This window comes from Acinetobacter sp. CIP 64.2, from assembly GCF_000369645.1.
Taxonomy (GTDB): Bacteria; Pseudomonadota; Gammaproteobacteria; order Pseudomonadales; family Moraxellaceae; genus Acinetobacter.
In genome coordinates, this window is record NZ_KB850121.1 from 443707 (window position 1) to 460090 (window position 16384).

The 16384-nt window shown below is 39.3% G+C and carries 13 protein-coding genes and 1 pseudogene; 1 reads left to right on the top strand and 13 read right to left on the bottom strand.

Annotated elements, in window-relative coordinates:
• Positions 1-2 precede the first annotated feature (2 nt).
• The 5 genes from filE to F895_RS14265 form a co-directional block, all read right to left on the bottom strand.
• On the bottom strand, positions 3-1244 hold the full coding sequence (gene filE, locus F895_RS14285; protein ID WP_005239552.1) for a putative pilus assembly protein FilE: 1242 nt from the start codon (positions 1242-1244) through the stop codon (positions 3-5).
• Positions 1244-2908 (bottom strand): putative pilus system OmpP1/FadL family transporter FilD, encoded by a 1665-nt coding sequence (locus F895_RS14280; protein ID WP_010590100.1) that lies wholly within the window; start codon positions 2906-2908, stop codon positions 1244-1246. Before F895_RS14280 ends, filE begins: the two co-directional genes overlap by 1 nt.
• A 15-nt stretch (positions 2909-2923) precedes the next feature.
• On the bottom strand, positions 2924-4084 hold the full coding sequence (locus F895_RS14275; RefSeq protein WP_005239554.1) for a putative pilus system protein FilC: 1161 nt from the start codon (positions 4082-4084) through the stop codon (positions 2924-2926).
• 46 nt (positions 4085-4130) lie between these two features.
• On the bottom strand, positions 4131-4964 hold the full coding sequence (locus tag F895_RS14270; RefSeq protein WP_005239555.1) for a putative pilus system C39 family peptidase FilB: 834 nt from the start codon (positions 4962-4964) through the stop codon (positions 4131-4133).
• A 409-nt stretch (positions 4965-5373) separates the two neighbouring features.
• Positions 5374-6321 (bottom strand): putative pilus system protein FilA, encoded by a 948-nt coding sequence (locus tag F895_RS14265; protein WP_005239556.1) that lies wholly within the window; start codon positions 6319-6321, stop codon positions 5374-5376.
• 528 nt (positions 6322-6849) lie between these two features.
• On the opposite strand from F895_RS14265, the gene F895_RS14260 reads away from it, so the two are divergent.
• Positions 6850-8193 (top strand): anthranilate synthase component I family protein, encoded by a 1344-nt coding sequence (locus tag F895_RS14260; protein WP_005239557.1) that lies wholly within the window; start codon positions 6850-6852, stop codon positions 8191-8193.
• A 14-nt stretch (positions 8194-8207) separates the two neighbouring features.
• Here the strand turns inward: F895_RS14260 and hisC are convergent, their stop codons facing one another.
• From hisC to F895_RS14220, 8 genes and pseudogenes are all read right to left on the bottom strand, one after another.
• A complete protein-coding gene (gene hisC / locus F895_RS14255; RefSeq protein ID WP_005239558.1) occupies positions 8208-9293 on the bottom strand; it encodes a histidinol-phosphate transaminase in 1086 nt (361 codons plus the stop codon).
• 61 nt (positions 9294-9354) lie between these two features.
• Positions 9355-10644 carry a histidinol dehydrogenase gene (gene hisD, locus F895_RS14250; RefSeq protein ID WP_005239559.1) on the bottom strand — a complete coding sequence of 430 codons (1290 nt, stop codon included), beginning with the start codon at positions 10642-10644 and terminating at the stop codon, positions 9355-9357.
• A gap of 139 nt (positions 10645-10783) precedes the next feature.
• A pseudogene (locus F895_RS14245) lies at positions 10784-11436 on the bottom strand (DUF4272 domain-containing protein).
• A 135-nt stretch (positions 11437-11571) separates the two neighbouring features.
• On the bottom strand, positions 11572-12261 hold the full coding sequence (gene hisG, locus F895_RS14240) for an ATP phosphoribosyltransferase (protein ID WP_005239568.1): 690 nt from the start codon (positions 12259-12261) through the stop codon (positions 11572-11574).
• A complete protein-coding gene (gene murA, locus F895_RS14235) occupies positions 12258-13517 on the bottom strand; it encodes a UDP-N-acetylglucosamine 1-carboxyvinyltransferase (RefSeq protein WP_005239569.1) in 1260 nt (419 codons plus the stop codon). The genes hisG and murA overlap by 4 nt, the downstream gene beginning before the upstream one ends.
• 6 nt (positions 13518-13523) lie before the next feature.
• Positions 13524-13775: a BolA family iron metabolism protein IbaG gene (gene ibaG, locus F895_RS14230; RefSeq protein ID WP_005239571.1), complete on the bottom strand. Its 252-nt coding sequence runs from the start codon at positions 13773-13775 to the stop codon at positions 13524-13526.
• A gap of 135 nt (positions 13776-13910) precedes the next feature.
• Complete coding sequence (gene hpf / locus F895_RS14225) at positions 13911-14252, bottom strand: ribosome hibernation-promoting factor, HPF/YfiA family (protein ID WP_004655596.1); 342 nt, start codon at positions 14250-14252, stop codon at positions 13911-13913.
• Between the two features lie 169 nt (positions 14253-14421).
• Positions 14422-15870, bottom strand: coding sequence for an RNA polymerase factor sigma-54 (locus tag F895_RS14220; RefSeq protein WP_005239574.1), 1449 nt, complete (start codon positions 15868-15870; stop codon positions 14422-14424).
• Positions 15871-16384 lie beyond the last annotated feature (514 nt).

Genomic DNA, 16384 nt, shown 5'->3' on the forward strand with positions numbered 1-16384 from the left:
GCTTACTGTAAAACAGAAATTTTTAACTGTCCTTGATTTGAGAGTTCAGGCTCAGAGACATCAACTGCAGATGCTAACGGTGTCATCATTATGTAATGAGCACCCTGAGGTACTTTTATCACACCTTGAATCGCAGAATGTTGTAATACCGTCGCAACCGTTTTCGTACTCTTAAATCCACTTACGCCTTCTTCAATACAGCCTTTTTCGTCCAAAAATACAACGAGTGGCCAATAATAGACTGGTTTTTCACTGTTTGAAGAATATGAGTCTATCTGCATATATTGAATAGCGGGGTCGATTTTGACCAACTCATATTCAAATTTTTCTTTCAGTGGTTTACGTGGCCAAAGCCCTACATCTTTATTCGGCTTAAGTGTTTTAATCGATTTTTTATAGCCATCAATAAAACAGCGGTCATTCTCAAATGCAGATTTTAAATCTTCACTGGATAAACGCACATAAGTTTCTGCCAATGCAATCGGTGCTGTTGACTGTTGTGAATGATTGAGCAATTTATCCAAAACCGAACGGCTCACGCCCTTTTTCCGTTCAATGGTTTCCAAACGCCCCGTACCATCAGGCATGGTATAGAAACGCTTTTTACCATCTAAATTAAACTCTTGGTTTTCTAAATATTCACTATTGACATACTTAACACCATCTACCTGACTAAACCCAGTAGATGAAATGACGTCATTGGAAGCGCCCTGAGTCAAAGCAGCTTTTTCTATAATCGCTGATTTCTTGTCGACTATTGGCTTTTCTACCGTCAACACATTTGAAGGTGTCCGATTAGCTTTTGATTTTTCGTCAGTCTTCGAAACAACTTTTTCTGAATCCTTGTTGATCACTTTAGCAGGAAGACTTGATTCTATTTTAGGCTCAGCTATTGTGATCACTGGCTCCGTAACGTCAATATTTTTAGTTATCTTGGATGGATTCTGTCCTAGATCAGATGAATGAGAAGATTCGGTTTTCTTCTGTTGAACTGGTTCGACAACAGGCTTGGTTTTATTTGAATGATCGATAACTGACGCTGGGGCTTTTTCAGTACGAAGTTCCTGCTTCTGCTTATTTGGCTCTAATTCTTTTTTCCCAATTTTCATCGGCACTACCATTGGACGACCATCGGGTCCAATAATCGTATAGAAGCCATCTGCATAAACGCCTGAGACACTTGCCATCATTAAGCAAAATAATGAAATTGCAAGTGTCTGATGTTGAGTACTTTTCTTTTTCATTACCATCTTGTTCTGTAATTAATCCCAAGTAAAGTGACTTTGGTATTTGTTTTCACATTTAAGCCCGCATACGGGTTTAGCAAGAGATTATCTACCCCTGTTTTATTGGATAAACTACTGGTATTTGCCGGAATATCATCACGACTACGCAAGAAACCAATTGATAAATCCAAGTCAGTATCTTGATCGAAACGATAACCGACACCTAAACCAAACAATTGCGCATTGTTAATTGGCACCATCGTATTTCGCTTATCATCTGGAATAGAGCTCGTACGTGGCTCATAGCCCATCCGTAATTTCAGACGGTCTGTTGCCGAGTACTCAAACCCAATTCCCCAACGCCAAGAAGATTGGAATTTTAATGGCAAGGACAATGAACGATCTGTCACATCGGCAGAAAGTAATTTGGCAACTTTTAATAAGGAAATCTGCCGATCAAATTCAAATTTGAATTTATCCCAAGCCGAGAAGTCAGTCCAACCCAAATCAAAGTTCATTTGTAAGTCAGGTAATATTTTATATTTGATCCCTGCTTTGAAATGCTGTGGATACTTAAAATCCATTGCTAATAAGCCAGACTCAACAGCAGGTGCATAACCAGGAAAACCTAAAATTGCAGCGAGAATTTGTCCTGTTGCAGATGAGTTGAGACCTGCAATTAACTCTCGTGGCGCATTCGCGACATTGATGAGATATTTGCCATGCAGACGCATTTTAGCTTCACTTTGATAAACCATACCAAAACTAAAATCATCCGTTGGTTCCCACAGTAAACCCAAGTTATAACTTGGACTTAGAGACTGCTCTAAAGAGACATCTAAAGCACCAACTTTATTGAATGGGTTCATTCCCTCCTTCGCATTACACATACCGAACAGTAAAAGATCGGTAATAATGTCCCCGTTTTGTTTAAATGGCCCACAAACGACTTCATCAACCATACGAAGAACGCCAATTAATTCATTAGGGAAACGTAAATCTGTTTTCAGCGCAATAGCTTGGTAAGACATCCCGAAAGATGCGCCTAGATATAGATTATCATTCACCTGATAACCAAAAGATGGTGATAAATAAGTAATCCGTTCTAATGCAACCTGTTGTCCCATATAGTTACTCGGGTTACCATCTTCTGCTCCGAATCCAGCGACAAGCGGGGCATATACAGCTGTCGCATACGTCACTTTTGAGCCTGGCGGCTTATAAGAAATACCAGCGGTTGGAGCAACCAAAGGAGAGTTAGGACCTAAATCAACAATTTTCTTTAGAATAGGCACATAAATACTGGCATATTCGACATCACCACTTACAGTACCTTTAAAATTGGTACAAATATTTGAATCAACTTCAGGTCCGTCATTACAAACAAGTGGATCATCAGAATAACCAAAAACGTTATAACCTGCTGGCGCTGAATAATCCCGCTTAATTGCAAAATTAGCGAGAATCCCTTGTACATCTGTTTGTAGTCCATCCAGCTTGGCAAGTGCTGCTGGGTTAAAGTGAACAGCACTAATACCAGGTGGGTCAGCAGTTACGGCATTCCCCAATGCCAAAGAACGTAAATCTACGGATAAATCTTGTCCAAGTTGTGCATGTGTCGCACTTGATAGTCCCGCAAAAAAAATTGCTATCGTTAATGGACATAATCTAAGGCTTTTCACCATTATTATATCTCCTTAACGGACTTTTTTACCAAAACCGATAATATCAACCGGGAAAGACAAGCCCAGTGATACATCTGGTGCATCTTCAGTTAAACCAATACCAACCGTACCATTGACAATAGTTTCAGGTGAAACACGTACCCCCAAAGCAAATGACAACATGGCACTACTTTGGTCTGCTGATTTATAGCTTTCTCCCTCACTGAAATAGAACTTTGCACCAGTATTAAAGCTTTGTTGATATGACATAGTTAAAGACACGTCATAGTTAAAGGAGTATGCAAATCCGAAAGAAAATCCACCACTAAGCCCAGGATCAAAACTTTCGAGAATACGAGGGCTACCAGTATTTATGTTAGCACCGCGCTGTTGATTTAAACCAGACTCTTTAAAACCATAACTTGTTGAAACTGAAGCAAATAATACAACTGGGTCAATATATTTACGTGTACTTGCCCCAGCACCAACTGAGTAATATCCCTTACCTGTAGATAGTTCATCCATTCCAACATCGTAAGGACTATCCCCCGTTTTGGTCGAAAGGCTACCAAATAAGACCAATGGCAAGCGGCCTTGCTTTAATGGAAATGGTTCCCAACGCGCACCAAAATTAATATCCCCAAGACCTGCGGTTGTCTGATCTTTTAATAAGTCTTTTTTTGCAACAAAAGGCAATGATGCAGATAAAGTAACATTGTCTAATAAACCATATTGAACCGTAAAGGTATTGGTCAAGGTATGGTTGGCATCTTCTTCTACCCGTAATCTTGATAATGAACTATTACTATCATTCATTGCCAGATCAAGGCGGCTATCGCGATAATAGGTATAATCCAAGTCATAATAAGATGAAAAAACACCTTTTTTAATTAACGAGTACTGACGTTCATTTGAGGTAAAGACTTCTTGTAAATTTGTTTCTTGGGTTGCATCACTTTCTTTTTTCTGTAATGCATTCGCTGCCTGATCTGCTTGACTATTCCCCGTAACAGCAGCCGTCGCCCCCACTTGAGCTGTTGAGTTTTCAGCAGCAGTATTTTTAGCCTCTGTTGCTGATTCAGACTGCTCAATTTGAGCATCCACAGAGGGCTGTTGCTCTGCTGCATAAAGTGTTGATGTGATTGCACTTAAACTTAAGGCCAACACACTCATATTCATCCATGTACCATTCATTTTACTTTTACATCCTATTACATTAATTTTACTGATTTTTCTAAACTTACTTCCGCTTGTAATATAAGCGCATATAGGTGGTTATCGGCTGATTATAAGTTGCAGATTTTGGATCAGAATCCAACACTCGACGCATGGTTGAAGCTTTATCCGCAATTCGTTCAAATTTCTGTGTAGGAAATTGAATCTCAGCAAGTGCATATCGGTTTACTGTGGCATCCTCAACATGACGCATATCCGCATCTTGTAAAGCCAATAAACTCTTTTGGTATTGCTGAGGAATATCTACAATAAATAAAGTATTGTTATCCCATATTTCTTTAAATCGAGTTTCATCAAAGCTGATATTGCCTAAGGCAGGATCAGCCACATAAACCCTTCCATCTTTATATGCTTTATATACTACAAAATGTTTAAATCCAGCATAAGTAATAGGAACAATCGCTGGCTGTTTTAATGAAATAAGATCAGAAAACTCCCCCCGATATCCACCACTATTAATTCCTAAAGCTGAGACAAAACGTTTCATATCTAACAAGGAGAAACTACGGCGCTCAATAATTCGTTGATATTCCCCATATTGCAGCAGACCACTCATGGTTTGTTGTTCAGTCAGTCGCAAACCACCATAGCCATTTAATAAGGTCGTCAATGCAGCAGATCCACAGCTATAATCATAGGCTTGGCGTACAATCCCACGAAATTGCTCTTCTATTGCTGGTTTAATGACAACCGATTCACGGTGATTACGAGTGAAAGAAGGATAACGAGAGTCCAAGGTTTCTGTGTAATACACAGTCCCCTCTGGTTTTTTTTCTATTTCAAAGGCTTGCGTTGTAAAGTAATACATCAATGCCGAGCCTAAAGCGATCTCTAACATAAGTCTCTTTTTCTAACAATGGCAACACTTGCCTTATTCATTTTATTTTCAGTGTCTACTGACACTACATCCCTGCAAATTGAAGATACCTTTTTTTCTAAAAACATACATCTTTTTTTTGGTTTTTTTTGACGAAATGTTATTTTTTTTATAATTAGCTCTACGATTAAACAGTTTAACGTTTCAAGCAAACAATTCTATAACAAAGAATTCTTTTCTTCTCTCTTTTTAAACACGAGATAAGCATGATATTCTCAGGCAAAAATGATTGAACTATAGGCATAAAATAACAACTGTGGCAGTTAGGTCGATACAGTCTTTATTGGATATATTTTCCTGTATTTTTGAAAAAAACTAAGGTATTAAAAACAAAAAAAGCGCAAAAGCGCTTTTTTTGTTTGAGAACTGATTAGTGACCAGAAATCGTAATTGCTGCACCGTTACCACCAGAATATGTAGTTTTCAAACCTTGAATTTCTACATCACCAATTGAACCTGCATTAGCACTACCTAAATGAACACCTTTAATATAAATATCTGAACCATTTGCTGGAGATTGGCTAACGATTCTTAAGTATCCGTCTTTAGCACCAGCAGTACTTTCACCAACAACACTAACATTCGCTTTAACAGTCATGTCAGTACCACCATTATCAGCAACCTTAATGCTGTCTAAGTGGATTTCACCAGCAAGTGTACTTGCAACACCAGATAAAGTAGTTTGACCAATTGTTGATTTATCTTTGATACCGAGGTTAGTAATTTCCAAACCGCCAGTCATGGTCGTATTCAACATGATCATTGCACCTTGAGGAGCAGCACCTAACTGAATATTTGCATCCATCGTACCGGTTTTTAAAGTCAAACCAGATAAGATTTCATTTGCCGTACCAGTCGTACCACGTTGAATATTAGTTGTACCTGCTGTGCCTGAAGCCGCCACTTCAATTTTACCAACATTGATATTCAAACCAGATACTTTCGCTGCCACATTAAGGAACGCACCACCTGTTGCTGTAGTGCCCGCATCTGTATCAATTTTTAAATCAGCCAAATTATGAGAAGGCAATAATGCATCCATATTTGGTGTAATTGCCACGTTGTTTACAACAATCGCACCCGCTGTACCTGTACCACCAGAACCAATAGTACCTGCTGCTGCACCGTTGTTCGCATAACCATCATTATCATGAATTAATAATTTATCGATCGTTACAGATGTAACACCTAGACCAATGTTAATACCATCTTGACCTGTTGCAGCGCTTAGTGCAGCATCATCCATTGACTGCATAGCCATTGCATTTGCGCTAATCGCCATTGAAGAAACTAAAGCTAGTTTAGCAAACATTTTCATTGAGCACTCTCCCAAGAGCATTTATTTTTTGACTTACACTACTCTAAACTGTCCACGGTCGTTTTATTATTAAATGACAACTAGAACTTCCAATCCTTGAGTAGTTCGCTTAGCAATTACTAAATTACCCGTTTGTTATTTTATGTTCAACTCCTGTTAATTGCTTTTTAACTACTACCCGATAAACGGCATATAAAACGCTCAATTCGGCAATTTTCTTTTTTTAATCTATAAGCACATGTATAAATTGATAATTTATACATGATCCACATTAACAACAAACATGATGTGTCTTATAACTTCAGTCATCCAGTTCTGATCTTGAGCACAAAACTGTTAACAAAATGGGTTACTACGCTCGGGTTCAATCCACAGCCCATCAACTTTAATCCAAGTATGAATACAATCCCCTAACTCTATTGAAACACCATTCACTTTGCACCGAATGACTTGATAAAAGCCAGTCACATTTTTTTGAATGTAGTACAATTCTTCTTTCCAAATGTATATGCAAGTATTTCCGTTTTTATGTCTTATTTTCAACAAAAGCTTAACACGCAACTCACTTCTGCATTTGATCTTCTGTCCCGACTATATGATTTAACCGGATTGGTTTACTTACATGACCAAAATATGCCTGTTATTGCATTTTTACCCAAAGAGTTTTTAGTTTTTCAGCACGCTAGGCTTCAACAATTTCAACAAACACAGATCAATCAATATCAAACCACCTCAATAACTACGTCCCTTTCAGAATTTTCTAAATTTCACCACACCTCATCTTCTGGGAATACTTCTGGATTTCAGGGTGGCTATATTGGTTTCTTTAGTTATGACTATAGCGCAGACCAGTTTGTCAACATTGATATGCATTCACAGCCAAGTTTTTTCTTAGGTCAATATTCTAGCTTTCTAAAATACGAAAATGAGGCTTGGTATTTTTACAGTGATGAAAATCAGGCTAAAAGCATCTACCAATACCTTATTAATTTGATAAACACCTCCAAACAACTGCCCCTGCTTTCTTTAAATAAACTATGTCAGCCGCGCTGGACCAAACAACAATATCGCAGTGCATTTGATCAAGTTCAAGAGTACATCAAGGCAGGAGATTGCTATCAAATTAACTTAACCCAAGAGTTTGTCGCTCAGACACAAGGCTCACTTTTAAGCCGTGCACAAGATTTATGGGATCTGACCCATGCACCTTATGCAGGTTATCTCAAAATAAATGATTTCGAATTACTCAGCTGCTCGCCTGAACTGTTTATTGAGTTTCAAACGAATCGAAAAATAAAAACACGCCCAATTAAGGGAACCATGCCCCGTTTTGCTGATCCTGAGCAAGACAAAATTTCCAAAGATAAACTCAGCCATTCTAAAAAAGACCAAGCTGAAAATGTCATGATTGTAGATCTTCTACGTAATGATTTGAGTGTCTATGCAGAAACAGGATCGGTCAATACCACCAAACTCTTTGAAATTGAGAGTTTTAATCAAGTCCATCACATGGTCAGTGAAATTACCGCGACTTTAAAACCCGAGATTAACCCGATGCAAATGTTGTTATCGGCACTTCCGGGTGGCTCGATTACAGGTGCACCCAAAATCCGGGCGATGCAGATTATCGAAGAACTTGAAGGCGCACCACGTGGTGCCTATTGTGGTAGTTTGGGTTATTTTAATTTTGATGGAACGGGTTGTTGGAATATTTTGATTCGCAGTATTCAGCAATACCAAAATCAATTATCGATGTGGGCTGGTGGTGGGATTACCATCGCCTCTGATGCAGAAGCCGAATATCAAGAATGCTTTGATAAAATTTCTGCCATGCTTGATTTACTCAATACATGGCAGAGTTCTGAACAATAAGGCTCAATACAGATTTACAGAATTTTTGTTTTCAGTGTATCCACCAAACGTTGGTTTTGTTCATCGGTGCCAATCGTAATACGTAAGAATTGATTGATGCGTGGTTTGTTGAAGTAACGAACAATTATGCCCTGTTCACGCAGTTGTTGGGCAAGTTGTGCCGCATCATGTTGTGGATGCGTCGCAAAGATAAAATTGGCTTTGGATGGCAAAACCTCGAAGCCTAAATCTGCAAGACTACTTACCAATTGTTCTCGACTCGCAATTACTTTTTGACATTGCGCTTCAAAATAAGCTTGGTCCTCAAATGATGCGACAGCTGCTGCAATCGCGAAACGATCCATTGGGTAAGAGTTAAAACTATTCTTCACTGCTTCAAGTGCAGCAATCAAATGTGCTTGCGCAATCGCAAAACCAACCCGTAAACCCGCCAATGAACGAGATTTCGATGTCGTTTGACAAACCACCAAGTTTTCGTATCGATTGACCAATTGTACTGCTGATTCTGCACCAAAATCGACGTAGGCTTCATCAATCACTACCACGCGATCAGGATTAGCTTTAAGCACCTGCTCAATCTGCGCTAATCCTAATGCAATACTGGTTGGCGCATTCGGATTAGTAATGATGATCCCACCATTTTCCTGTGCATAATCCGATACATCAATTTCGAACTTGTCATTCAATGGAATCTGCTTGGTTTGCGTTGCAAAAAACTGGCTATAAACAGGATAAAAACTATAGGTAATATCTGGATAAAGAATCGGCTCTTTTTGAATAAAAAAGGCTTTAAAAATATGCGCCAACACCTCATCAGAACCATTGCCCACAAAGACTTGGCTGATATCCACCTGTTGCTGTACTGCAATCGCCTGCTTGAGTGCCGTTGCATCAGGATCTGGATAAAGACGTAGCGCATCTGCTTGATTAGCCAAAACCGCTTCAACCGCTGCCACAACTTTTGGCGATGGTGGATATGGATTTTCGTTGGTATTTAGTTTGAGCAAGTTCTGAATTTTAGGTTGCTCACCCGGCACATAAGGCTCTAATTCACGAACTTCAGGACTCCAAAAACGCATTTGTTCTGTTGTAAACGTCATTGTTCTACTCTCATGTATCCTAAAAAAGGGGCTAACCAGCCCCTATCAATCTTTGAATCAGTTATTGGTAACGATAACGGGCTGAACGTGCATGAGCATCAAGATTTTCTTGTACCGCAAGAACATCCGCTGCCTTTGCCAAGCTCTTCACGCCCTCTTCAGAGCACATAATCAGGCTTGAACGCTTCTGGAAATCATAAACACCAAGTGGTGAAGAAAATCGTGCTGTACCCGATGTCGGCAAAACATGGTTGGGGCCTGCACAATAATCACCAATGGCTTCTGGTGTATAACGTCCCATAAAGATTGCGCCCGCATGACGAATCTCTTGGCTCATTAATTCAGCTTCATCAATGCAAAGTTCTAAGTGCTCTGGTGCAACCTGATTAATCAACTCAATCGCTTCTGCGCGATCTTTGACCAATACCAATGCACCACGATTTTGAATCGACGTTCGTGCAATTTCTGCTTTTGGCAATTCACTTAAATGCTTTTCAATTGCAGCTTCAACTGCATTTAACAGCGTTTCATCTGGGGTAATGAAAATGGCTTGCGCAACGGTGTCATGCTCTGCTTGAGACAAGACATCCATGGCTAACCATTCAGCATTATTTTCACCTTCGGCATAGACTAAAATTTCCGAAGGCCCTGCAATCATATCAATCCCGACCTGTCCAAAAACAGAACGCTTCGCAGCTGCTACAAAGCGGTTACCTGGTCCTGTGATTTTATCGACCGCAGGAATGGTTTCTGTTCCATAAGCCAATGCTGCAACGGCTTGTGCTCCACCAATAGTAAATACACGGCTTACCCCTGCCAAATAGGCAGCAGCTAACACCAATGGATTCAACTCACCATTCGGGGCTGGAACCACCATAATGATTTCAGGAACACCCGCTACATGTGCTGGCAAAGCATTCATTAACACCGATGATGGATATGACGCTAAGCCACCGGGCACATAAATCCCCACGCGATCAAGCGGTGTAACTTTCTGACCTAAGGTATTACCGAGTTCATCCACATATGTCCAGCCTTCTTGCTTTTGTGCTTGGTGGAAAGATCGAATGCGTTTTGCAGCTAATTCCAAAGCTTCACGAATTTCAGTGCTTAAGCCTTCAAATGCAGTTTTCAGTTGGGCTTGGGTCAGTTCTAAATCAGAGAATTGATGCGCTGGATGTCGATCGAACTGCTGCGTTAATTTAAGTACATGTTTATCACCATGCTGACGAACATCAGCAATGATCTGGTCCACAGTTTGTACTAATTGAGGATCATTCACAGTTTCAAATGCTAAGAGTTCAGCAAAAATCTGTTTAAAGTTCTGATCCTGAGTCGATAAACGTCGCATCAATTTACCCACAAGGCGAATAAGAGAGCGCTAAGTTTACTCTTTTTCATCCAATTTGTGGACAAGATAACACCAGCATTTCTAACTGCTTTAATAGGAAAAATCATTTTTAGGCTGAAATATTTTAATTTTTATGTATTTAATTAGGATGATCCCAGTCTCCATCGCGTTGTATCAGCCAATTTAAAGCGCCATGGCGCTCGACAACAACCGAAGCATTTAAATTTTCAGGCGCGTTCTGTTGTTTTAAGCGGGCATCTACACATGCACAATCATAGCGATAGATCAGATCCGCCTGATCTAAAATTTCATCGATACTTCTTAATTCAATTTGCTGCATAAACTCATCAAATGAGCCACACACAGAGACCACTTGCACTGCAAAATCACAATCGGCAATTGTATCTGGATAATGTAGTTCTTTAACAATGCCTAATGCCCAAAGTAACACCCAGTAAGGCTCATATTTCCAAATCATGTTCACAATCTCTTGTTGAGAAGCCTCTTGATTTAAAATATTCCGTTCTTTAGAGGTAAGTTGATCAAATACTTCAAATTTATGTAGTAAATCAACCATAAAGTTTTTAGCTTCCTCATCAAATTGCTGATGATTTAAATCACACGCAATCTGAATCATGATCAGACATGCAATCGCCCGTTTAGCAATAGTTTCAGCGGAACGAGTGATCACTTCATCAACCGATTCAATATGCGGCGACCATTCGATGCAAGGAATAGATTGTGCTTGTAGTTTAAAATAGATTCTTGTTTAGGTTGTAAGGGATTTTTCATGGTTATTACTCGTCTCCAAACCATCAACCCTTCCAATATAAACCCAAATCTTAAAGGCTGGTATTTCCACCTCTCCATAAACTCAAGCGATAAAAAAACCGCTCAGAAGAACGGTTTTTTTATCATCATACAAAATCATGCTGAACGTGATTTCACAGCCTCTTCAAGCTGAGTTAAAATCGGATTTAACACGGCTTGCTTACGCTTAAAGCTGGCTTTATTCACAATCAGGCGTGAAGAAACTTTGCAAATTTCTTCTAATGGCTCTAAACCATTGGCACGTAAAGTATTACCTGTATCGACCACATCGACAATGTAATCACCTAACCCAACCAAAGGGGCAAGCTCCATTGAACCATAAAGCTTAATCACATCCACTTGCTCGCCTAAGCTTGCATAGTATTGGCGCGTTAGATTCACGTACTTGGTTGCAATTTTTAAACGACCTTTCGGACGCTCCATTCCAACTTTACCCGCTGTCATCAACTTACAATTGGCAATTTTTAGGTCAAGCAATTCATAAACATGTTGTGCGCCATGTTCCATCAACACATCTTTACCTGCCACACCAAAATCTGCTGCACCATTTTCGACGTAAGTCGGCACATCAGAAGCACGTAAAATCAAGATACGTACTTTCTTATGTGTGGTCGGAAAAATTAATTTACGTGATTTATCAGGATCTTCCAGTAGGTTGATACCTGCATTTTCAAGTAAGGGTAATGTTTCCTTTAAGATACGACCTTTACTGAGTGCTAAAGTTAAACCATGATCAAAATTGCCCATTACGTCAAAATTTGGATCATCGTTTCTTAAGTCATTCATCCTTTTACTCGCTTAATCTGAGCACCTAAACTTTGCAATTTTTCTTCAATCTGTTCATAGCCACGGTCAATATGGTAGATACGATCAACCAGAGTTTCACCTTCTGCTACTAATGCCGCGAGAACCAATGAGAATGATGCACGTAAATCAGTGGCCATCACAGGTGCTGCCTGAAGCTTTTCAACGCCAGTTACGACCGCATCATGACCTTCCACTTGAATATTTGCACCCATACGTGAAAGTTCTGGGACATGCATAAAACGATTTTCAAAGATTGTTTCTGAAATTGTTGCAAAACCACGACCAATCGCATTGACTGCCATGATTTGCGCTTGCATATCAGTTGGAAATTCAGGATGTGGCAATGTTCTAAAGCTCACTGCTTTTGGACGCTTACCTTGCATATCCAATTCAATCCAGTCATCCCCACGGGTCACTTCTGCACCCATTTCTTCAAACTTATCCAAGACTGCTTCTAGCAATGCTGGGTCCGTATGCGTGGTCTTCACTCGTCCACCAGTAATAGCAGCGGCAGCTAAATATGAACCTGTTTCAATACGATCGGCAACCACCGCATATTCACAGCCATGTAAGCTTTCAACACCAGTAACAACCAGAGTATCCGTATCAATCCCTTCAATCTTGGCGCCCATTTTAATCAACATTTGCGCAAGATCAGTGATCTCTGGTTCACGTGCTGCATTACGAATCGTGGTTACACCATCCGCTAGTGCCGCAGCCATCAGGATGTTTTCAGTACCGCCAACAGTGACCATATCAAAAACAACTTCGCCACCCTTTAAACGACCATCTACTGAAGCATGCACATAACCATTTTCAACTTCAATCTGTGCACCCAAAGCTTCTAAAGCTTTTAAGTGTTGATCCACTGGACGTGAGCCAATCGCACAACCACCAGGTAATGATACTTTGGCATTACCATAACGTGCCAATAATGGACCAAGCACTAAAATAGATGCGCGCATGGTCTTCACCAGTTCATAAGGCGCAAACTGATTATCTAAGGTAGAAACATCAGCACAAACCGTTTCACCTTCATAACTTATCGTCACACCAAGACCAGCAATCAATTTCACTAATGTGTTTACATCTTTTAGATTTGGAACATTGGTCAGCGTAATCGGAGAGTCAGCCAAAATCATTGCTGCAAGTAAAGGTAGAGCTGCATTTTTTGCACCAGAAATGCGTACTTCACCCTCGAGCTTAACACCGCCCGTAATTAAAAACTTATCCATTAATATTTAAGCTCCGAAAAGGCTTGCTTTACGCCATTCGTCTTTTGTCATTGCACGAATGGTAACAGCGTGAACTGCGCCACTCGCGATATAAGAATTTAGAGGTGCATAAACCGCTTGTTGACGAGCAACGGTACGTTTACCTTCAAACTGATCATCAACAATACGAAGGTCAAATTTTCCAGCTTGTCCGCTCACTACGACTTCTGCTTCAGGGAAAGCTTCTTTTAAAATTTGCGTGAGCTGCTCACTATTCATTTCAAGACCTCTTATACAACCATTGGTGTAAAACGAGCTATTTTACTATAACTCTTTCACATAATTCAGTAAGCAGTTTCTTTTTTTATCAATAAAAAAAGAGGCTCGATTAAAAGCCTCTTTTAAAATGAAAAACTAACTTAAAAGTGCCAGTTCATGCTGATAAGAACATTGAATTTTTCGATGTTTCGCAAGCTGACGTTTTAATTTATCTGTGAGTTTTCTAATCGAAGTATACATATCATCGGCTGTCGCCTGTGCAAACAGTTCTACCCCCGGCAAACGAATAATTGCTTCTGCAATATGGTTTGCACTTCCCTTGTGTGAACGTTTATCAATTTGATGATCTTTAGCCAGTTTGATTTGCATGCTATTGACCTGATCAAGATGCTTGGTCATTTGACTAAACTTTTCTTTTATATTTTCTTCAATAGCTGGTGTAATAGTTAAGTGGTGTCCACGAATCGTTATTTGCATAATTCTATCCCTCACCTTTTTTCTCAGGATACAAGACAATCGCTCAAGCAAATTTAATGCATATCAGTGGTTTAACATCCATTAAATCATTTCAGCGATTCCTCTAGTGACTATAAAAAAATTCATTATTCCGTAATAATGAACCAATAGAATAGTCACACCTTAAAATTTAGATCAAGACTTTTCTTTCAGATGATGAAGGAATATGTAACGATTCACGATATTTCGCCACGGTGCGTCGAGCCACCTCAATGCCTTCATTCTTCAGCATTTCTGCAATTGCATTATCTGACAAAGGCTTACGTGGATTTTCATTGGAAACCAGTTTCTTGATCATGGCGCGGATCGCAGTCGATGAAGCTTCACCACCGGTTGTCGTTCCAACATGACTTGAAAAGAAATATTTCAATTCAAACAAACCACGTGGCGTCAGCATATATTTATTGGTCGTTACTCGTGAGACAGTCGACTCGTGTAACTCAACTTCTTCTGCTACATCACGAAGCACCAAAGGCTTCATCGCTTCAGGTCCCTGCTCTAAAAAAGCACGCTGATGCTCAACAATACAGGTTGCCACTTTTAACAATGTTTTATGGCGTTCATCAATACTCTTGATAAAGTTCTTTGCTTCCAGCATTTGATTGCGCAAATACACGTTATCATCGCTTTGATCTGCACGACGGATCATTCCAGAATAAAACGAATTAATCCGCAATTTAGGCAGAATATCTGGATTGAGTTGAACCTGCCAATGCAAGTCTTTCTTTGAAACAACAACATCAGGAACCTGATACTCAGAATCTTGCTGATTAAACTCTAGACCAGGATATGGCTTTAATGTTTTAAGTAAATCAACTGCACTTTTCAATTGCTCTTTAGATAAACCCGTTTGTTTTAATAACTTATTCAGGTCATTTGAAATCAATAACTCATAATATTTCAATAAATTTTTCGCCTCAGCGAGATAAGATGTTTTTTCATCAAAAGCTTCAAGTTGAATTTTTAAGCATTCTGCTAAGCTTCTTGATCCAACACCAATCGGATCTAAACGTTGAATATGCTTTAAAACAACAATAATTTCATCTTCTTCAACCTCTTCATCACTCTCCATTTCTTGTAATAACCGAGACACAGCCAGCAGAATATCCTCTAATTCTGCATCCAAAAATCCTTTATCATCCAAGGAATCGACAATGCAATATGCAATCAATTTATCAACTGTCGAAAAATGCAAGAGATTGACTTGATCTAGGATATGCTCTTTCAGACTCATTTGTGCTTGGCGATTGTCTTCTCTTTCTTCATATTCTGGTGAGGCCAAAGCAGTTGATTGATGAGTATAAATATCATCCCATTCAGTATCTACGGGTAAATCATTCGGAAGATGATCGGCATTAAGTTCTGTCGTTAAGTCCCCAGTTTCTTTTGTTTCTAGTGAGGAAAGACTTTCTGTTGTGCCCATGTCTTCTATTTTTTCTAGCAATGGGTTACTGTCTAATTGGATTTGAATTTCTTGTTCAAGTTCCAAACTTGAAAGCTGTAAAAGACGTATGGCCTGTTGCAATTGAGGAGTCAACGATAAACTGTTCGCAACTTTCAATCCAACAGATAATTTCATAGTCTTTCCTTTTATTTAAATAAGCAAAAAACATGCCTATAAAATTATTTATAACATAAAGCAATGTTTACGCATATAAGGAAAAAGCCTTTCATCTGACTTATCTGTTCAAAAAACTAGCAAAAGTAGAAATATTTATTGTAATGGAGCGCTTAGCCCTCATTTAGCAAACATGCGAACAACATAGAATTATTTTAGATTTTGCTGCTTAAGGCATTCCATCATTTCATCTAATTAGCTCACCTTCAGGGTCATCCGATATCCATTCGCGAATAATTCTAGATATTTGATCTTGCTTTTCTGTATTTTTTAAAGCTATTCAACATTAGAAGCAATAGCAGATTACTAGGACAATAACATAACTCTTATGCAAGGATGTTAGCTTAAGACAATAAAAAAACACCCCCACTCTTTCGAATGGGGGTGTTTATTATTTAAAAGCTGGCGATGACTTACTCTCACATGGCAAGTGCCACACTACCATCAGCGCTAAGAGGTTTCACTTCTGAGTTCG